This is a genomic window from Acetobacter pasteurianus subsp. pasteurianus LMG 1262 = NBRC 106471, from assembly GCF_000285275.1.
GTDB lineage: Bacteria > Pseudomonadota > Alphaproteobacteria > Acetobacterales > Acetobacteraceae > Acetobacter > Acetobacter pasteurianus.
In genome coordinates, this window is the sequence record NZ_CADO01000039.1 from 1 (window position 1) to 17,372 (window position 17,372).

General features: G+C 56.5%; 19 protein-coding genes and 1 pseudogene. 14 read left to right on the top strand and 6 right to left on the bottom strand.

Features of this window, described 5'->3' with window-relative positions:
• Window positions 1-528: 528 nt before the first annotated feature.
• From APA10_RS08515 to APA10_RS14550, 3 genes are all read left to right on the top strand, one after another.
• Window positions 529-813 carry a BrnT family toxin gene (locus APA10_RS08515; protein WP_003630657.1) on the top strand — a complete coding sequence of 95 codons (285 nt, stop codon included), beginning with the start codon at window positions 529-531 and terminating at the stop codon, window positions 811-813.
• Window positions 797-1,060, top strand: a complete 264-nt coding sequence (locus APA10_RS08520) for a BrnA antitoxin family protein (protein ID WP_035366292.1) — start codon at window positions 797-799, stop codon at window positions 1,058-1,060. Before APA10_RS08515 ends, APA10_RS08520 begins: the two co-directional genes overlap by 17 nt.
• A gap of 85 nt (window positions 1,061-1,145) precedes the next feature.
• Window positions 1,146-1,400 carry a hypothetical protein gene (locus APA10_RS14550; RefSeq protein ID WP_043549981.1) on the top strand — a complete coding sequence of 85 codons (255 nt, stop codon included), beginning with the start codon at window positions 1,146-1,148 and terminating at the stop codon, window positions 1,398-1,400.
• A gap of 52 nt (window positions 1,401-1,452) precedes the next feature.
• Here the strand turns inward: APA10_RS14550 and APA10_RS08525 are convergent, their stop codons facing one another.
• From APA10_RS08525 to APA10_RS08535, 3 genes are all read right to left on the bottom strand, one after another.
• Window positions 1,453-1,959: a MucR family transcriptional regulator gene (locus APA10_RS08525; RefSeq protein WP_035366295.1), complete on the bottom strand. Its 507-nt coding sequence runs from the start codon at window positions 1,957-1,959 to the stop codon at window positions 1,453-1,455.
• Complete coding sequence (locus tag APA10_RS08530) at window positions 1,952-2,218, bottom strand: conjugal transfer protein TraD (protein ID WP_035366298.1); 267 nt, start codon at window positions 2,216-2,218, stop codon at window positions 1,952-1,954. The genes APA10_RS08525 and APA10_RS08530 overlap by 8 nt, the downstream gene beginning before the upstream one ends.
• Window positions 2,219-2,282: 64 nt before the next feature.
• The gene (locus APA10_RS08535; RefSeq protein WP_174714317.1) at window positions 2,283-2,642 is read right to left on the bottom strand and encodes a conjugal transfer protein TraD; all 360 of its coding nucleotides are present in this window, start codon (window positions 2,640-2,642) and stop codon (window positions 2,283-2,285) included.
• 96 nt (window positions 2,643-2,738) lie between these two features.
• Between APA10_RS08535 and traA the strand changes: the two genes are divergently transcribed.
• From traA to APA10_RS08555, 4 genes are all read left to right on the top strand, one after another.
• Window positions 2,739-5,825 (top strand): Ti-type conjugative transfer relaxase TraA, encoded by a 3,087-nt coding sequence (gene traA, locus APA10_RS08540; protein ID WP_035366309.1) that lies wholly within the window; start codon window positions 2,739-2,741, stop codon window positions 5,823-5,825.
• A gap of 65 nt (window positions 5,826-5,890) precedes the next feature.
• A complete protein-coding gene (locus tag APA10_RS08545) occupies window positions 5,891-6,142 on the top strand; it encodes a FitA-like ribbon-helix-helix domain-containing protein (protein WP_003630663.1) in 252 nt (83 codons plus the stop codon).
• A complete protein-coding gene (locus APA10_RS08550) occupies window positions 6,139-6,561 on the top strand; it encodes a type II toxin-antitoxin system VapC family toxin (protein ID WP_035366300.1) in 423 nt (140 codons plus the stop codon). The genes APA10_RS08545 and APA10_RS08550 overlap by 4 nt, the downstream gene beginning before the upstream one ends.
• Window positions 6,561-7,232, top strand: coding sequence for a DUF6118 family protein (locus APA10_RS08555; RefSeq protein ID WP_003630665.1), 672 nt, complete (start codon window positions 6,561-6,563; stop codon window positions 7,230-7,232). The genes APA10_RS08550 and APA10_RS08555 overlap by 1 nt, the downstream gene beginning before the upstream one ends.
• Window positions 7,233-7,317: 85 nt before the next feature.
• Here the strand turns inward: APA10_RS08555 and APA10_RS08560 are convergent, their stop codons facing one another.
• Entirely contained in the window at window positions 7,318-9,417 is a 2,100-nt protein-coding gene (locus APA10_RS08560) for a Hint domain-containing protein (protein ID WP_080587127.1), read from the bottom strand.
• A 127-nt stretch (window positions 9,418-9,544) separates the two neighbouring features.
• On the opposite strand from APA10_RS08560, the gene APA10_RS08565 reads away from it, so the two are divergent.
• Complete coding sequence (locus tag APA10_RS08565) at window positions 9,545-10,942, top strand: glycosyltransferase family protein (protein WP_003630648.1); 1,398 nt, start codon at window positions 9,545-9,547, stop codon at window positions 10,940-10,942.
• 145 nt (window positions 10,943-11,087) lie between these two features.
• On the opposite strand, the gene APA10_RS08570 is transcribed toward APA10_RS08565, so the two are convergent.
• Window positions 11,088-11,681, bottom strand: a complete 594-nt coding sequence (locus APA10_RS08570) for a recombinase family protein (protein WP_003630649.1) — start codon at window positions 11,679-11,681, stop codon at window positions 11,088-11,090.
• 451 nt (window positions 11,682-12,132) lie between these two features.
• On the opposite strand from APA10_RS08570, the pseudogene APA10_RS15585 reads away from it, so the two are divergent.
• From APA10_RS15585 to APA10_RS08595, 6 genes and pseudogenes are all read left to right on the top strand, one after another.
• Window positions 12,133-12,561 (top strand): annotated as a pseudogene (locus tag APA10_RS15585) (DDE-type integrase/transposase/recombinase); the annotation flags it as partial.
• A 330-nt stretch (window positions 12,562-12,891) separates the two neighbouring features.
• On the top strand, window positions 12,892-13,299 hold the full coding sequence (locus tag APA10_RS15590; RefSeq protein WP_373862309.1) for a Mu transposase C-terminal domain-containing protein: 408 nt from the start codon (window positions 12,892-12,894) through the stop codon (window positions 13,297-13,299).
• Complete coding sequence (locus APA10_RS08580; RefSeq protein WP_035366286.1) at window positions 13,299-14,123, top strand: AAA family ATPase; 825 nt, start codon at window positions 13,299-13,301, stop codon at window positions 14,121-14,123. Before APA10_RS15590 ends, APA10_RS08580 begins: the two co-directional genes overlap by 1 nt.
• Window positions 14,124-14,200: 77 nt before the next feature.
• A complete protein-coding gene (locus tag APA10_RS08585; protein WP_003630653.1) occupies window positions 14,201-14,797 on the top strand; it encodes a recombinase family protein in 597 nt (198 codons plus the stop codon).
• Window positions 14,798-14,905: 108 nt separating this feature from the next.
• Complete coding sequence (gene parA / locus APA10_RS08590) at window positions 14,906-15,559, top strand: ParA family partition ATPase (RefSeq protein ID WP_003630654.1); 654 nt, start codon at window positions 14,906-14,908, stop codon at window positions 15,557-15,559.
• Window positions 15,556-15,846, top strand: a complete 291-nt coding sequence (locus tag APA10_RS08595; RefSeq protein ID WP_035366289.1) for a ribbon-helix-helix domain-containing protein — start codon at window positions 15,556-15,558, stop codon at window positions 15,844-15,846. Before parA ends, APA10_RS08595 begins: the two co-directional genes overlap by 4 nt.
• Window positions 15,847-15,907: 61 nt before the next feature.
• Here APA10_RS08595 and APA10_RS08600 read toward each other — a convergent pair whose 3' ends face one another.
• Window positions 15,908-17,008, bottom strand: coding sequence for a replication initiator protein A (locus tag APA10_RS08600; protein WP_003630656.1), 1,101 nt, complete (start codon window positions 17,006-17,008; stop codon window positions 15,908-15,910).
• Window positions 17,009-17,372: the final 364 nt, after the last annotated feature.

Genomic DNA, 17,372 nt, shown 5'->3' on the forward strand with positions numbered 1-17,372 from the left:
GCGCGGCCTACGGCCGCCCCGATCGAGCTTAGCTCGATCTCCCCCCCCGGCATCTCCCTGCTCGCCCTTTCAGGGCTGCGCTAAACAGACACGCCTATGGCGTAAAGTCATAATCTGACGATGCGTTCCCGCATCGTCTTTCCACCAACACCTTCTTCTCCCGCGTCGGCGCCTTTGGCGCCCTACGGGGCTCCCGCTCCGCGCTCGCCCGACGCCTGCAACACCAGAAGAACCGGGCAAGACCGTAACCTGCCCAAGACACACCAGTGTTCAGGCGAACATTCAGCGGCTCACGTGTTGCAGCATGCCCGCCCGACGCCACAGAATGGCCGTACAAGCGTTACCAGGTGTGATAGCTAGTTTAGAGCGGTAACGGGTATTGCACCTTGTAAGCCCCTCCCAGAGAGCTTACCGCAATCATAAATGTACTCCAGCGCGAAATCCAAGGGGAACACTGTGGGGATGGAAAGAGGACCGTTAGATTCTAATGGTGTTGCATTTGTGTAGACAAATGTCTATCTTCCCTACATGAAGATTGCGGGTTTCGACTGGGATGACGGTAACTGGCCGAAATGTGGCAAGCATGGTGTCTCCCGTGCGGAAATCGAGCAGGTTTTGCTGGGAGAACCTGCCGTCATGACTGACCCTCACCCCGGTGAGCCCCGGATGCGGGCCATCGGCAGGACTGAGGCCGGACGTTACGTTTTTCTGGTCTTCATATTCAGGACAATCAGCAACCAGACCAGGTTACGTCCCATCAGTGCCCGTTACATGCATCAGAAGGAGATCGACCACTATGAGCAGCAAAAATAGGTCTATGCCCTCGCTGCACAGTGACGAAGCGGCCGAGGATTTCGTCGCGACCGCCGATCTGACCCGGTATGACCTGTCCGGTTTCAAGCCCATGCGCTTTGAGATCGAACCCAAGGCGGCCGCCCTCAACATGCGCCTGCCGGCGTCTCTGCTGGACGCCGTGAAAGCCAGGGCGAAGGCAAAGGGCATCCCTTACACACGCTATGTCCGGATGCTGCTGGAGACCGATGTTGCACAGATGCGGTAAAGCGTATTCCGATCAGAACAGAGGAGATCGGGCGATGTAGGTACGCTCGGAAATCACTCCGCGCGTCATGGAGGGAAAGCTCCCCATGTCTCGCACCTATCATCACAGCCGCAAATACGGTCGTAATCATCGCTGGGCCAACCGGCCGGATCGCTGTGGCTATGGAGGCTCACGTGAAGCCTCTGAATCTCCCAACTGGTACAGCTATCTGCACGATATCCGTCCTGGCCGTCATCATGACAGGCGTGTTGCTCGCCTGATCATCAAGGGCGACCTTGATCCTGTCGAGGCGGTCTTTCTGTATACCGGAACCCGGCGGCCCCACGAATATTACTGGTAACCTCAGCGCGGGAATGAGAGATCGTTCCCGCGTTCTGTTTCCGTCTGGATTTTTAGGCCAGTTTGGACCTGCGTCCACGTTTTTTCTCCGGTACGTGCGTGACCGGTCCCTGATCTTCAGCAGTGGGGGCCGTAACATCAGGTGTGGTCCTGACGGCCCGCCCCAGCCCGATTTCCTGGGCCAGGGCAGAGCGTCTGGCTGCATAGTCAGGAGCCACCATTGGGTAGCTTTCAGGCAATCCCCATTTCTCCCGATACTGTTTTGGTGTCATGCCATAGGCGGACTGGAGATGACGCTTGAGCATCTTCAGCTTCTTCCCGTCCTCCAGGCAGACAATGTAATCCGGAAAGACCGATTTCTTCACAGGCACGGCCGGCACCAGATCCGGTATTTCGGTCGTCTCCTGTCCCAGGCTACCGAGCGCCTGAAACACTGTGCCAATGAGGCCGGACAGGGCGTCCGCCGGAACCGTATTGCTGCTGACATACGCCGTGACAATCCGGGTCGTCAGTTCCCGCAGCGTGTCCGTTTCGGATGATCGTGTCTCGTGGTCAGTCATGGTCGTTTCCGCCTGTTGTCCTGTCATGTTCACGGTCTCTATCAAAGGCATGCAGCCCCGCTCGTCTCCAGCGTGTTTTCAGATCAATTGGAGTGGTCTCATTGCCGCCCTGAAGCTGTCCTGCAATATCCAGGAAGGCCCCGAGCAGGGTGGCCCGGTCATCATCGGTCAGATCGACCAGTCCTGCCTTCTGGACCAGGCCTCCCAGTTCGATCAGATGATGGGTGCGTTCCCGTCGCGCCTTCGCCCAGTCGCGCATGTCGGTGCGTGCCTTTCGTGCCTGATGGCGATGGATCAGGGCTGTCTGCTTCCTGATCCGTCTTTCAAGCGCCAGCAGATCCGTTCTGATCGTTTCCGGTTCCTTTCCGGCTGCCCTTTTTTCCGCCTGCCTGAAAGAACGCCGCTCCCCGTTCGGTCCACCTCGCGACGGCTTCGGGTTTGCCGTCCGCCTGTTCGACAGCCGCAAGCAGTACCCCGGCCAGCGCCTCGATTGACAGGGTATCGGCTCCCGTCGCTTCGACCAGTTCGCCGAGCTGGATGGTTCTTTGCGCCTTAAGCTGCTTCGCCTTTTCCTGAAGAGCCTTCAGTTCCGCATCAATGTCACGTGGCTTACGCATTTTTTGCCTCTTGTCCTGCTGATCTGCGCCATACTCTACCACACAGGCGAGAACCGCGTCACTCATCCAGAGTAATCAATCCTTATGGCGCAGTAAAATATGAGTGCGCGCTTATACGTCACTGCGTGACGTGCGCTTAAGTAGTGTGATATGATTGCGTCCATGGCGATCTATCACCTGCATGCAAAGGTCATCAGCCGCGCCACTGGCCGGAACGCCGTGGCGGCGGCGGCCTATCGTGCGGCGTCCCGCCTGCATGACGTGCGACTGGATCGCGACCATGACTTTTCCAATAAGAGCGGCGTGGTGCATTCCGAGATCCTGCTGCCCGATGGCGCACCGGAACGGTTTCTCGATCGTTCGACCCTATGGAATGAGGTCGAGGCGATCGAGAAGCGCAAGGATGCCCAGCTTGCCCGCGAGGTGGAGTTTTCAATCCCGCGCGAAATGACCCATGCGCAGGGGATCGCGCTGGCACGGGATTTCGTGCGGGAGCAGTTCGTGGAACGCGGCATGGTGGCCGATCTCAATGTGCATTGGGATATTGGTGAGGACGGACAGGCGAAGCCCCATGCGCATGTGATGCTGTCCACGCGGTCCGTGGATGAGAACGGGTTTGGTGCAAAAGAGCGGTCGTGGAATGACAAAGAACTCTTGCTGACATGGCGGGAGCGATGGGCGTCACTTGCCAATGAACGGCTGGCCGAGCTGGACCTGGACGTGCGGATCGATCATCGGTCGTTCGCGGCACAGGGGATTGACCTTGAGCCGCAGAACAAGATTGGTCCGGCCGGGATGCGCCGGGAAGAGCGGGGCGAGGATGCGGAACGGGTCGCTGATCATCTGGAGATCGCGCGACGCAATGGGGAAAGGTTGCTGGCCGAGCCGCATGTGGCGCTGGAGGCGCTGACCCGGCAGCAGAGCACATTTACCCGGCAGGACATGGCGCGGTTCGTGGACCGGCAGACGGTGGACGCTGAACAGTTTACGGCCGTCATGGTTCGGGTGGAGGCATGTCCGGAGCTGGTCGCGCTCGGGAAAGACGGGTACGGGCGGGAGCGGTTCTCCACGCGCGCGATGATCGGGGTCGAGCAGCGTCTGGAAGAAGCGTCGCTCGCGATGGGGCTGTCCCAGGGGCATGCGGTGCCGCTGGCGGTGCGTCGGGCAGCGATGCAGCATTCCGGTCTTGGGGACGAGCAGGCGCTGGCGGTGGGCGAGGTCACGAAGTCCCGCGACCTGTCCGTGGTGGTCGGCTATGCCGGGACGGGGAAGAGCACCATGCTGGGTGTTGCCCGCGCGGCATGGGAAGAGGCCGGGTATCGGGTGCGCGGGGCGGCGCTGTCGGGGATCGCGGCGGAAGGTCTGGAAGCGGGGTCCGGGATTGAGAGCCGGACGCTGGCGTCCCTGGAGCGGGCGTGGGGTCGTGGGTTCGACCTGCTGGAGCGCGGGGACGTGCTGGTGGTGGACGAGGCCGGCATGGTGGGGTCACGGCAGATGGAGCGGGTTCTGTCTGTCGCCCGCGAAGCCGGGGCCAAGGTGGTGCTGGTGGGCGATCCCGAGCAGTTGCAGGCGATCGAGGCGGGTGGTGCGTTCCGGGCGGTGGCCGAGCGGGTCGGGTCGGTGGAAATCACCACCGTACGCCGGCAGCGTGAAGGCTGGCAGCAGGCGGCCACGAAGGAGTTGGCGACCGGGCGGACAGAGCAGGCGCTGGGACGCTATGAGGCGACTGGCCTGGTGCGCGGGCATGACACGCTGGAAGAGGCGCGGGGCGGGGTGGTGGCCGGGTGGGATGAAGCCCGTCAGGCCGCGCCAGAGGACAGTCAGATCATGCTGGCGCACCGGCGTGTCGATGTGCGGGCACTGAACGAGGCGGCACGCGCCATCCGGCGGGAGGCGGGTGAGCTGGGTGACGACGTGCTGGTGCCAACCGCCCAGGGCGAACGGGTGTTTGCGGACGGGGAGCGGGTCTACTTCCTGCGCAATGACCGGGAACTGGGGGTAAAGAACGGCACGCTAGGCACGGTGCGGGGCATCGAGGGATCGGCCGAGGCCGGGGATCTCGTGCTGTCGGTGCAGCTCGATGGGAAGGAGGGTGTCGGGCGTGGCCGGGTCGTGTCCGTGTCGGTGGCGGATTATGACGCGCTGGATCATGGTTATGCGGCCACCATCCACAAATCGCAGGGTGTGACGGTGGACCGGGCGCATGTGCTGGCGACGGGGAGCCTGGACCGGCACGGGGCCTATGTGGCGCTGTCGAGGCATCGGGAGAGCGTGTCTGTCCATTGGGGTCGTGATGATGTGGGCGACCGGGACGGGCTGGTGCGGCGGCTGTCACGCGAGCGGCTGAAGGATACCACGCTGGATTACCCGCATGTCCGGGATCGGGATACCGGGTTCGCGCGGCGGCGCGGACTGTATGTCCCCGAGAGCAAGATCGTGGTGGAGCGTGAGAAGGCCGCCTCTGGCCCCCAGAAGGACAGGCAGACCGAAGCTGTCAGTACGCCAGAGCCGGCACCGGCACAGCAGAAACGCGGGATGTTCGATGGGCTGGACCTGTCCGTGCGGCCGGGGCGTCGCACGGCGGAAAAAGATGTGTCGGCCGGGATGGATGCGGGGGACGGGAAGAGGGAAAGTGGGGTTGCGCGTGAAGCTCCCGCCTCTCCCTTTGCCGGGTTGCGGTTGCCGCGTGTCCAGCGCGAGACGTTACCTTCCATGCTGGATGGGTTTGTGCCGGGAAGTGATCCGTTACACCAGGCAGTGGAGCGGTATGCGCGGGCTTGGGTGGATGCCGAGCGCATGGTGCGGCAGGAACTACCCGTGCTGGAGCACCAGAAGAAAGCGCTGCTTGAGGCCGGTCGGGATCTGGAACGGGTAAGGCGTGGCGGTGAGGCGGATCTGCGGGTGGCGCTGAAGCATCAGCCGGAGATCCGGCAGGCCCTGCATGGTCTGGAAGGTCCGGCACGGGCGCGCAAACTGGTCGAGGGGCTGGAGCATGAGGACAGGGTGCGGAAGAGTCCGGATCTGCGGGCGGCGCGGTTTGTGAAGACCTGGGACGGGCTGAGCCGCGAGCAGCGGGGTGTGGCGCTGAAAGAGCTGAAGCGGGATGCGCAGCTTGAGTCCATCCTGCGGGAGAAAAGCCGCGAGCTGGGTATCCGGAAGGGATCGACGCTTGATCACGGGTTGCATCCCCATCAGCGGGAGCACTCCCTGTCGCGCTGCAGGTCGCGCGGTATGGATATGGGGATGTAGAATTTTTCTGGAAAGATATCGTATTTATATTTATGATATCATTTCAAGAAATGAGGAGTTCTGTCATGTCCTCTGTGGTTATTCGCAATCTTCCGGAAGAGACGCATCGGGCGCTGAAGGCGCAGGCCATGCTGCATGGGCGCAGCACGGAAGCGGAGATCCGGACCATTTTGGAAGCGGCCGTTCGGCCGCCACAGCGGGTCCGGCTGGGCTCGCTTCTGGCTTCCATCGGTCGAGAGGCCGGTGTGCGTGAACAGGATGTCACGGCCTTGCAGGTTCGCGATCAGACCCCGGTCGAGCCGATGTCCTTCGAATGATCCTGCTCGATACCAATGTGATCTCGGAGCCGTGGAAGCCCGTCCCGGAGCCGCGTGTTCTGGCCTGGATCGATGGACAGGCGATCGAGACGCTTTTCCTGTCGGCCGTCACGGTGGCGGAGCTGCGTTTCGGGATCGGGGCGATGCCGGCCGGTCGGCGGCGTTCTGTGCTGCATGAGCGGCTGGAACAGGAGGTATTGCCTCTGTTTGCCGGGCGTGTCCTGTCGTTCGATCTGGCGGCGTCCCAGGCCTATGCCGAACTGATGGTGCGGGCCAGGTCAGAGGGTCGGGCGATCGGAAAGGCGGATGGCTATATTGCCGCGACTGCCGCATCCCATGGTTATGCTGTGGCCAGCCGCGACGTGTCGCCTTTCGAGGCGGCTGGTGTGCGGGTTCTCAATCCGTGGGAGGATGTCTGATGTCCGAGGCAGATTCAGCGGCGCAAGCTTTCGACGATCTGCGGGCCGAAGTGTCGGTGCTCCGGCGTAGCGTGGAAGCGTTGCCCCAGGCATGGCGGGACAACCGGCCACCGGATTACACGGAGGATCTGGCCCGTGTCGTGAAGGCCATGAATGCAGTTGGTGCGCGAATGGAGGCGATCGAGGCCAATCCGACGCTGAAAATGACGCCCCAGGCGTATGGGCAGGGGATACGAGAGGAAGGACTGGCCGCCAGTCGGAGACTGGAAGGGGTCTTCGAAAAGGCGATCGGAGAGGTCCGGAAAGAGCGGCAGGCGCTGGCGTCGATTATTGGTCAGGCCAACACTCGACGCGATCAATGGTTCTGGATGCTTTTTATCGGAATTATGGCGTTTCTGTTTGGGGTGGGGATCGCACCGCCTCTCTTTAATCACATCACGTGGAAGAATTTTGATGAGCGTGTGGCTTCGTTCATTGTTGGGGGGCAGGATCGGTGGGAGTCCGGAGCTGCGATGATGCGAGATGCACGGCCCGAGCAATGGAACAGCTTTATGTGGGAGGATCGGCTGGTGCAGGACAATATGCCGAAAATCAGGGACTGTCGGATCGCGGCGACACAGGTCGGACAGCCGAAGTCCTGCGTGATTACGATTAAGCCTGATGCACAGTAGTATTTGATGAGGAATAAGTTTTCATAAGGAAAGGACTTTCCCGGCAAAGGGAAAGCCCCAACATTATTTGTCCGGTTAACCGAGATTAAGCAGAATGTTTTTTCATGTCAGAGTTTGGCTTTGTGTTCAGCAGATAGGGGCCTGCGGCACGAATAGTCATGGAGAGAATACCCATTTTCCCATGTGTCAGGTGATCACCTAACGGGAGTTCAGCATTCCCATTGGTCCATGCGCAGTCCGTCCAGTCGGTATCATGCCAACCCGCAGGTTTTTCGTCCTGAAGGTGAGAAGTAATATCGAACTGCTGTTTGGCACATTGAAGCTGCACATCTGCTACGGCCACGCCCATATAGCGACGATCATCGACAAACGGGCCAATCACGTCTGATGGACGGCTAGAACGCGAGACGATCCGCACAGACTCTGTATTTGGTGGTAGCATGAAGCTGTAGTGATGCGCGGTCTTACGCATGGGACGGATCACAGCGCCTGTCTGAGTGATAAGATGTAGGTCAGGATCCGTTGTCGTTTCGATTTTTGTCGTCGAGATCTTGGTGCCCACAACACTGTTTTCACGCCATTGCAGAGCCCGGAAGAGCGGTTCTACAAAGGAGCGTTCCACGCCCAATGGCGCACCGGCATCATCGGCCCAGTTCTTTACCGCTCCGCGCAGAGTTGCGATTTTGCCTTCCTGACGGAAGGATGAACGGTTCCCGGTATCAAGATAGCTTTCTGTGAGCATGCCATCAGCGGTGATGACAGAATGCTGTTCTGTTTCTACGTGATAGTAATCGTAAGAAGTAATGGACTTGTCATAGAAGATAGACACACCATTGACCAGCATACGAACGGGGACAAAACGGTCTCTGAAGAACAAGCAATGTTCGGCAGTAATCAGCATGTCCTTGTAAGGAATGCCATCGGCAATGGCGTCTTTAAGGATACGCACAGGCCAGCCAGCTTCATCATCGGGCAGGCCGTGCTGGACTTTGACATGCGCTTTACCAACCCACACTACAGGGCGCACGATGTCTGTATTATTCCGCCAGTCAAACGCAAGAACTTCATCACCGATCTGAACGTCTTCAACTGCCACCTCGCCAACCGTGGTGCGGATCATGCTGCCCGGCAGGAAACAGACAACAGCTAGAGAGCCATCCGCTTCTTTCTCCAGCTTCAGCGTAGAAGAATCATATCCACTCGCGAGCGAGAAGTTTTTCCATGTAATTGTTTGAGTGTCGTCAACAATGGTCAGCGTTCCATTGTTGTAAGAGATTGATGGTGTCCCGGTAAACGTGACGCCATCAAGGTCAATCTTGTCGGTCCCATTAAAACCTGTCACGGTTGGAAGTGATGTCAGGCTTTGCGCAGTACCCAGCGTAACGACATTGCTGTTCCCGGAGAACGCAATCGTCCCGGCCATCGAGCCGATGCTGACAGAAGAGCTGTTAGCAACGCTAACAGTTCCCGTTTTTCCCGTAATGGCCGTTATGGAAGCCGTGCTTTTATCGACCGAAATGAGACCGTTTGTAGAATTATGTACAGTGCCATTGATCGTAATGTTACTTCCGTTTGATCCGGTAATGGTGCCGCTTGTGCTATTATTAATATTCCCCGATGTATTTAAAGTTCCAGAGCTGAGACTGATAGTCCCACTGGTAGCATTATCAATGCTTCCAGCTGTGAGCGCTCCTCCACTATTGATAGTAATATTTCCGGTTGTGGAGTTATCAAGGCGCCCGGAAGTGGAAACCGTTCCGCCGTTGATAGTCACGATGCCATACGTGGAGTTGTTGAACGTACCCGCTACAGACAGTGTTGCGTTCTTGTCGACAGTCAGACTTCCGTTGGTTGAGACATCGAAATATCCTGTCGCCTTGAGAACGCTGCTCGTCCCGAGAACAATCACGCCTGAGGTGTTAGCACGTACGTCGTCGACAGACGACACTGTCCCATAGTTATAAAATGTGCCGTTCGTTGAGACGTCGATATCTGCTGTAGAGGCTGAGATCGAACCGTAGTTCGTAACACTACCTGAGGTTGTTCCGTCAACCACATTACCGAGGCCAGTGTAGGCGACAGACGCATCGGAGTTGATTACAGCTACACGGCCTGTAGACACATTAATCTTACTTGTATTTGTGCCTGAAAAATATGTCGTGCCGTGTGTTACCGTTGTGGGCATGTGTCATTACTCCCTTTCCAGGGACGATTCCCCGGACGCTGAAGAATTCAGCTCATATTGATGCTTGCTGTCCTTAGTTTATTCATGTCAACGCTTGATTGCAAAAAACTGACAAAAGCGAAATCCAATGACTCCAGAATGTGAAATCCAACAGGCAACCGATTTTCTGCGGCAGGGGGATGCTGAGGCAGCCTTTGACTGCACAGGGAGGCTGCTTTCCCTGCCACTTGCGCAGGCTCTCACCACCGATCAACTGATGGAAGTCAAAGCCCTCAGAGGCATCGCCGCTTATAATACACGACGATTTGATGATGCTGTAAGATCTCTCACACCTGTCTGCGCCACCCCATATGCCAATGCGACCTTACTTTCTGCACTCGCACTCGCTTACTGGATGCTTAATCGGGTGGAGGAAGCCTTTGTCGAAATAAGAAAATGTGTCCATGTCGAGCCGGCCAATACCGGCCATCTCCTCCATGCAGCACGGATCGCGACAGATCTTAACAAGTTCGATCTTGCTTTGGGTTACCTGCTGCGAGCCCAAGGCCAGGATAGCAAAAGCGCAGAGATACACCTGGCCATGTCTCGGTATCTGCTGGCTATTGGTGAGTACCAGCCGGGGTGGCGCGAGTATGAATGGAGGGATTTTCTTCCAAACCCTGGAAACGAACTTCCACCAATGACCTCCGCACCATGGAACGGAATGAAGATTCCAGGAGGTTACATTCTTGTTATCTGCGACCAGGGATTTGGAGATTGCCTGCAATTTGTTCGTTTTGTTCCTCTAGCACGAGAACGCTGCGAAAAAATTATTCTGGCATGCAGCAAGGAGCTCTATCCCCTTTTGCGTAACATGGCAGGAGTCGACTTTGCCTTTACGCAGTGGGCGGACATCCCGCCACATGCGGCGCACTGTCGCCTATCTAGCCTCCCTTTTCTTTTGGGCATCAATGACGAATCCCAGTTTTCTCCAACAGAGGCCTATCTGTCAGCTGACACAGCCAAGGTTCTGTCGTGGAAAAAAGTACTGGAGGAAACACGCCCTAACCTTCCTGCCTCCGCCCCGAATATCGGACTTATCTGGCAGGGACGCACCACGCATCCAAACGATGTACGTCGCTCACTTTCCCTAAAGCAGCTTCTACCCCTTGGCGAAATAAAAGGATGTCGTTTCGTCTGCCTTCAAAAGCCTCTCCCGGAGAAGGATATTCCTCTTTTGGAACACTTTAATGGCATGCAGGACTGGTCAGAAAGACTCTGCGATTACAGTGAGACAGCAGCCCTGGTCAAAAATCTTGATTTGGTCATTTCAATCGATAGCTCGATTTCCCATGTCGCAGGCTCGCTCGGCGTGCCTGCATGGGTTCTGCTGCCACAGGCGTCTGATTGGCGCTGGGGCGTTTCTGGAGCGCGAACAGCCTGGTACCCAAAGACGAAACTCTTCCGGCAACCTTCACCTGGGGCATGGGAGCCAGTGATCGACGAAGTTGTAACCGCCTTGCAGGAGCGACTGTGGGTTGAATAAACTATAGTCAGATTGGGACAGACCGGAGCCACGGTGTATCTGTAAATATCAGCGGTAAATGGCACTGAATTGCAGTGCTAATTGGCGTGCCTGGCTCGTATCGGAGCAATCGGGCGATACGTTGGACGGCTACGTTTTCCGTAGGTCATGCTGCCAGAACGGACGTAACAGGCTGACGCCCAAGTGTCCGATAAACGGTTGGTCGCGAGATCGAAAACAGATCAGCCAGGTCACTGATGGAATAGTCGCCAGTATCGTACATGCGGCGAAGTTCCTTCTGCTGCCGATCAGACAGCTTAGGCTTTTTTCCGCGTAGTTTGCCCTTGGCACGTGCGACTGCCATCCCTTCACGGGTCCGGAGCTTGATGAGGTCTGCCTCAAATTCGGCAAAGGTGGCGAGAATGTTGAAAAACAGTTTGCCCATTGGATCGGATGGGTCGTGGACACTGGTGCCAAGTTGGAGCTTCACGCCACGGGCGGCCAGACTATCTCCGATAGCGCGCGCGTCCGGCACGGATCGGGCTAGCCGGTCTAGCTTTGGCACCACCAGTGTATCCCCGCTGCGCACAGCCGCCAGCGCCTGATCGAGCCCTGGCCGATCCCGGTTCGTGCCGGTGAAGCCCTTATCGGTGTAGATCCGATCAGCAGAAACACCGAGCTTGAGCAGTTCCTGTTTCTGGACTGCAAGATCCTGTTTGTCTGTCGAGCAGCGGGCATAACCGATCAATATGTGTGTCATACGGGAAAGTGTAACGTATAAGGCCCCGTGACTGCAAATTATATGGTACCATTCATATGAGACTCAGCAACCGGCTGTTTCCCGTGGGTTGCGTGACCGGTGGGAGCAAGTCCGTTCAATGATCCTCTATCGGACAGGGGCGATCACCATGGCAGATGATCGAGTGCTAGGAACCGACAGCACCGAGGTAGCAATGCGTATGGCCGTGTTGCGACCATATCTGATTGATAACGTGCCGTTGACGAAAATTGCAGTGGATGCGGCCATCCCGATCCGCACAGTCCGGCGTTGGATTGCACGCTACCGCCTTTCCGGTCCCGCTGGTCTCATGCGTCCGACGCGACCTGATGCCGGTACGCGCACCTTTCCTAAGGAAATGGTCGAACTGATTGAGGGAATGGCACTTCTCAAGCCACAGTCATCTATTGCAACTATCCATCGGCGTATCGTTATGCTGGCCGCCGAGCAGGGATGGCGGAAACCATCCTATGGGAGCGTTCGGAGTATCGTGCGCGAAATCAATCCGGCAATACTGACCTTGGCACACGAAGGGAGTGCAGCCTTCCGGGACAAATATGAACTGGTGCATCGCCATCGGGCCTCTCGGCCCAATGCCACATGGCAGGCTGATCATACCCAGCTTGACATCCTGATCCTGGATGCTGGCGGCAAGGCAGCGCGGCCATGGCTGACGACGGTGATGGACGATTATTCGCGGGTGGTCGCCGGCTACATGGTGATGCTGGGCGCACCATCCGCGCTCAACACCTCGCTCGCACTCCGGCAAGCGATTTGGCGCAAGGCCGATCCGATGTGGCCGGTATGCGGCATCCCCGACGTTCTGCACGTCGATCACGGATCGGACTTCACCAGCCTTCATCTCGAACAGGCATCGGCTGACCTTCACTTCCGTCTGATCTACTCAGGCGTTGCCCGTCCGCAAGGTCGGGGCAAGATCGAGCGGTTGTTCCGCACCATCAATACCGAGTTGCTGCCGGAGCTTCCAGGCAACCTGCGGAACGGGAAACCGTCCTCGCCACCTCGCTTGTCCCTCGCCGAACTGGACGCCACGATCGGGGATTACATCGTCTCAACGTACAATACTCGACCACATAGCACGATCGGGGTGCCCCCCGCCAAAGCGTGGTGTGGCGATGGATGGCTGCCCCGTATGCCCGAGACCGTGGACGAACTGGATACGCTACTGGTCATGGTTGCTAGGCCCCGCACAGTTCATCGGGACGGCATTCGTTTCGAAGGACTGCGATACTTTGATCCGACACTCGCAGCCTATGTCGGCGAGCCCGTGATGATTCGTTACGATCCCCGCGATATGGGTGAGATCCGGATTTTTCACCGCAATACCTTTCTCTGCCGGGCCGTGAGTGCAGACCATGCCGGAGACAGCATCACCCTGAAAGACATACAGACTGCCCGCATAGCCCATCGTCGGCATCTACGAAACCAGATTGCAGAAAGAAAGGCCCATGTAGCCGACTTTTTCCCCTCTCCTGTCTTTCGTCCCACTCAGCCAGCGGTGCCGGTAACATTGTCCGGCACTGAAGCCAAAGGACGGCAGAAAGGGAGACGTCTGCGCATTTACAGCGAGGGGGACTGATGCGGACAGCACGTACTACCAGCTTCATAGCGACCCAGGAGCATCGTCGCTTCAGTGAGTTTGCAGATGCCGTTCGCAAACATCGCTATATTGGCCTGTGTCATGGACCTGCCGGGGTCGGGAAGACGCTCTCTGCCCGTCGATACACCCATTGGCACGTAGTTGGGAAAACCTTGGAGGAATGGGGACCGCGCGGATCGGACCAAGCAAAGGTCAATGCTCACCTCGCAAAATCCCGAGCCATCTTCTTCACCCCCACGGTCAGTTGCAGCGTGCAGGAGTTGAGACATGACGTGCCGGCACTTATTGCCTGTGCTGAGATCTGCATTGATGATCATGTACGCCCCCATATCCAAGGCCAAGCGAGGATCATCGACCACACGACCCGCTATATCGAACTGCTAATCGTCGATGAGGCGGAGCGGTTAAGCATGACGGCGCTGGAATGGTTGCGTGACCTGTTCGATCGACAAGGTATCAGTCTTATCTTCATCGGTATGCCCGGGATTGACAAACGAATGGCGCGCTACCCACAACTTTTCAGTCGGGTGGGCTTTTCCCATCATTATAGACCCCTCCAAGAGCAGGAACTGACATTTGTGCTGACAAGGCGTTGGCGCGACCTTGGTCTTTCACTCGACGGTGCTGATTTTACCGACGCTCAGGCGGTCGCTGCGATCGTGCGGCTGACCGGGAGTAATTTCCGACTGTTGCATCGTCTTTTTGTCCAGATCGAACGCATCATGCGCCTCAACGAGCTGACCGTTATTACTGAAGATGTGGTCGAGGCTGCCCGTAGTACCCTTGTGATCGGTGTCACTTAGCACTGACAGTGCCTGCCATCTATCGCTGATATTTACAGTATCAAGGGCTGCATGGTGGTTTTTCCGGGAGGGTTCAAATGGGACAGCGCGCGGTCATCTATTGCCGGGTTTCCACGGCCGATCAGTCCTGCGCGCGCCAGAAGGACGAGCTGACGCGGTTTGCCGAACGCGCGGGCTATGAAGTGCTGGGCGTTTTCATGGAGACCGGCTCTGGCGTCCGGGTGGATAGGGCCGAGCGTCGCAAGGTCATGGCACTGGCTCAGGCCCGTGAAATTGACGTTATTCTGGTGACGGAGTTGTCCCGCTGGGGGCGTTCGACCATTGATCTTATCTCCACGCTTCAGGAGCTGGAGAGCTATCGTGTTTCCCTGATCGCCATAACGGGGATGACGTTTGACTTAGCGACGCCGCATGGACGGATGCTGGCGACGGTTCTGGCCGGGATTGCGGAGTTCGAGCGGGATCTGATCAGCGAGCGGGTGAAGTCCGGTCTGGCCGCTGCCAGGGCGCGTGGGAAGGTTCTCGGCCGACAGAAAGGAGAGCGGCCGAAGTCTGACCGTCTGGCTCCGAAGGTTCTGGCGCTGGTGGCTGAAAAGCGGAGTTATCGGTGGATCGCCCGTGATCTGGGAATCAGCAAGAACACGGTTGCTGCCATTGTGCATAGAGAAAGGTGAGTTTATCGGCCGTTGAATATGGGTTGCTTTCTGTCGTTCTCTATTGCCGGTCTAGTAGGTTATCGCGTATGACCACATGCAAACATGCGGTCATGTAAGGACATTCACATGCCAACAATAGCGATTATCAGCCAGAAAGGTGGGGCCGGAAAAACCACTCTGGCCTTGCATCTGGGGGCTGCGGCTGAGGATGCTGGCCATACGGCATTGGTGATTGATGTGGACCCACAGGCGACAGCGAGCCAATGGGCCGCATGGCGTAAGGATGCTCCGCCGGTTGTGATCGACAGTGCTCCGCCGCGCCTCGCAGCTAAGATCGGACAGGCAATGAGCCAGGGTGCTGAGTTCATCGTGATTGATACTCCGCCTCACGCTGATAGTGCGGCTAGTGCTGCCGTTGAAGTCGCCGATTTGGTGTTAATTCCATGTCGGCCGAGTGCATTCGATTTGGCAGCGATCAAAACTACTGCCAGCCTTATAAAAATGCGTGGCAAACCTGCCTTTGTCGTTTTTACAGCGGGAAGTCCGACCGCTCCGCGTATGTATGAGGAGGCCACACAACTCGTAGAAAGCTACGGGCTGAACGCATGTCCACATATTATCGCTGATCGTGCAGTTTTTCGTCATGCGGCGGCGGAAGGGAAAACTGCAATGGAAATAGAGCCAAAAGGCAAGGCCTCTGATGAGGTAAGGCTGCTTTACAAGTGGACATGCGGGCATGTAAACATGCAATCATCGAGAAAACGGAGAGCTAGTGCATGAGCCGGAAGGGGTCTCTACTGTCGTTGCGAGATCGTGATCCTACAATGTCGCCGGTTGTAGCCACATCAGAAAGCAAGGTTGCTGCCACCAATGTTGTTGGCACAGACATCAAGCCGGTTGCGCCGAGCCGTCAGGGTAAGAAAGCCATGACAGGCTATTTTAGCCCGGAAATGTCATTTGCCATGCATATGACCGCCAGAAAGCATGGGATGAGTTTACAGGATGCGATGGCCGACGCGTTTAACGACTGGCTACGCAAGATGGGAGAAAGTCCTGTGGGCAAGTAGGCATGTGTACGTGCGACCATGTTTGCATGCAAGTATGTACACATGCTTGCATGTGCTGAAATCAGCGTATTGGGCTGCGTTCGTGCCGTTTTTTGCAAAAGCCAATAAAGGCTCCGGCAGGGCTTTTAAGCTCAGGTTTCCCCATGTCGTGCCACCATGAAACCCATTCGTCATGGAGAGCATAGATGTCATATCCTGGCGCAACGGTTTTAGCGTCATGCATGGTTTCGGGGTCAATGTAGGGGGCATCCCTGACAGGGATGATAACATCGGCCTTTGTTTTAAGGCTTAAACGGTTGCGAAACAGAATGATGTCGTCGGCCATTGTGATGGCATAGTCAGGAAAATGAGCATGGCTGGTGTCATGCGCACAAACTTTCTTAACCAAGGATCGAAAGACGCGAAGCGGGCTATTCGAGCCGCATTTTTTTTGCAGCAGTTCTAATCCGATCTTCCATTCATCTTTCATACCGCAGTGTTTGCGGGCTAGTTCGTACATGCGTCGTTCGAACGGTTTACGAAGTCGGAAATAGTCTCGGTGAAGTGTTAGGACGTTCTTACTGATGACTGAACGATAGACCCAATCTGACAGAGTGATTTCAAGATCAAGCATTCGGCCATCAAACGTCTTACGGGTGATTCTAGCTTCTTCGATCAAACCGAAAATTCGCGTTTCTTCAATGCCGCCTGTTTGAATGTTGGTTCGCACGGTTGTTCCGCGCAAGCGTGTCAACGCGTCGGTCAGTAGTCTATAACCTGCTCCGCTGGTTTGACGATTGGTAGCGACCAGCATGTCATAAGCTTGAAGGCGGAGTGTTCGGCCTGGTTGTTCTCCGTGGTTCATTTTCGCAACGAGCTGAGAGATGCAGTAGATCAGGATATCCTTGTCATGGATCGTTGCCAGCCCTTTGCCTGAGGGAATAATCTCTATGATATTCCCATTGTGTTCATAGCGTCGCATCCGGTTGTCTGGCTTGGTCGAAAGCGAAAAAACTGGATGCTCCATTGATGCCATATCATCTTTGGGAATGGCATCGAGCACGTCACAGATGAATAGATCCTGATTGGGGTGGCGTACTGGAAGAAGGGGCGTGCGATCATCGTCTTCCATAGCCAGAGAAGGTGCAATGTCGAACAAAGAAGGAGAAGATTCTATCGTCATTTCAATTACAGATAACTACTATCGTCACTTCACATACGCAAGCCAATTATCGTCATATTAGATTCACTCCTAGCTTATCGTCATTTCAATTACACATGCTTGTTATCGTCATAATGGATTCAGTTTATCGTCATAGTGGATTCAGTTTATCGTCATAGTGGATTCACAAGACGATGGAATTTTTCGATAAAACCTTTATTATTCAACACGTTATCTTGATCCGAAAAATCCGTAACACTATTTAAACACCTATTAAACACTCTAATCCTTGTGGATAACTTTTCATTCTCTGCAATTTCCAATCAAATTGAACCCAAGCACCGCCTCTTGGGGGCTACGCCCCCGCCGGCTCCCCGCCCCCCGC

Bases quoted from the DNA above. Each gene is read 5' to 3' on its own strand.
- APA10_RS08515 (WP_003630657.1), top strand. From the start codon at position 529: ATGAAGATTGCGGGTTTCGACTGGGATGACGGTAACTGGCCGAAATGT.
- APA10_RS08520 (WP_035366292.1), top strand. From the start codon at position 797: ATGAGCAGCAAAAATAGGTCTATGCCCTCGCTGCACAGTGACGAAGCG.
- APA10_RS14550 (WP_043549981.1), top strand. From the start codon at position 1,146: ATGTCTCGCACCTATCATCACAGCCGCAAATACGGTCGTAATCATCGC.
- APA10_RS08525 (WP_035366295.1), bottom strand. From the start codon at position 1,959: ATGACTGACCACGAGACACGATCATCCGAAACGGACACGCTGCGGGAA.
- APA10_RS08530 (WP_035366298.1), bottom strand. From the start codon at position 2,218: ATGCGCGACTGGGCGAAGGCGCGACGGGAACGCACCCATCATCTGATC.
- APA10_RS08535 (WP_174714317.1), bottom strand. From the start codon at position 2,642: ATGAGTGACGCGGTTCTCGCCTGTGTGGTAGAGTATGGCGCAGATCAG.
- traA (WP_035366309.1), top strand. From the start codon at position 2,739: ATGGCGATCTATCACCTGCATGCAAAGGTCATCAGCCGCGCCACTGGC.
- APA10_RS08545 (WP_003630663.1), top strand. From the start codon at position 5,891: ATGTCCTCTGTGGTTATTCGCAATCTTCCGGAAGAGACGCATCGGGCG.
- APA10_RS08550 (WP_035366300.1), top strand. From the start codon at position 6,139: ATGATCCTGCTCGATACCAATGTGATCTCGGAGCCGTGGAAGCCCGTC.
- APA10_RS08555 (WP_003630665.1), top strand. From the start codon at position 6,561: ATGTCCGAGGCAGATTCAGCGGCGCAAGCTTTCGACGATCTGCGGGCC.
- APA10_RS08560 (WP_080587127.1), bottom strand. From the start codon at position 9,417: ATGCCCACAACGGTAACACACGGCACGACATATTTTTCAGGCACAAAT.
- APA10_RS08565 (WP_003630648.1), top strand. From the start codon at position 9,545: ATGACTCCAGAATGTGAAATCCAACAGGCAACCGATTTTCTGCGGCAG.
- APA10_RS08570 (WP_003630649.1), bottom strand. From the start codon at position 11,681: ATGACACACATATTGATCGGTTATGCCCGCTGCTCGACAGACAAACAG.
- APA10_RS15590 (WP_373862309.1), top strand. From the start codon at position 12,892: ATGGTTGCTAGGCCCCGCACAGTTCATCGGGACGGCATTCGTTTCGAA.
- APA10_RS08580 (WP_035366286.1), top strand. From the start codon at position 13,299: ATGCGGACAGCACGTACTACCAGCTTCATAGCGACCCAGGAGCATCGT.
- APA10_RS08585 (WP_003630653.1), top strand. From the start codon at position 14,201: ATGGGACAGCGCGCGGTCATCTATTGCCGGGTTTCCACGGCCGATCAG.
- parA (WP_003630654.1), top strand. From the start codon at position 14,906: ATGCCAACAATAGCGATTATCAGCCAGAAAGGTGGGGCCGGAAAAACC.
- APA10_RS08595 (WP_035366289.1), top strand. From the start codon at position 15,556: ATGAGCCGGAAGGGGTCTCTACTGTCGTTGCGAGATCGTGATCCTACA.
- APA10_RS08600 (WP_003630656.1), bottom strand. From the start codon at position 17,008: ATGACGATAGAATCTTCTCCTTCTTTGTTCGACATTGCACCTTCTCTG.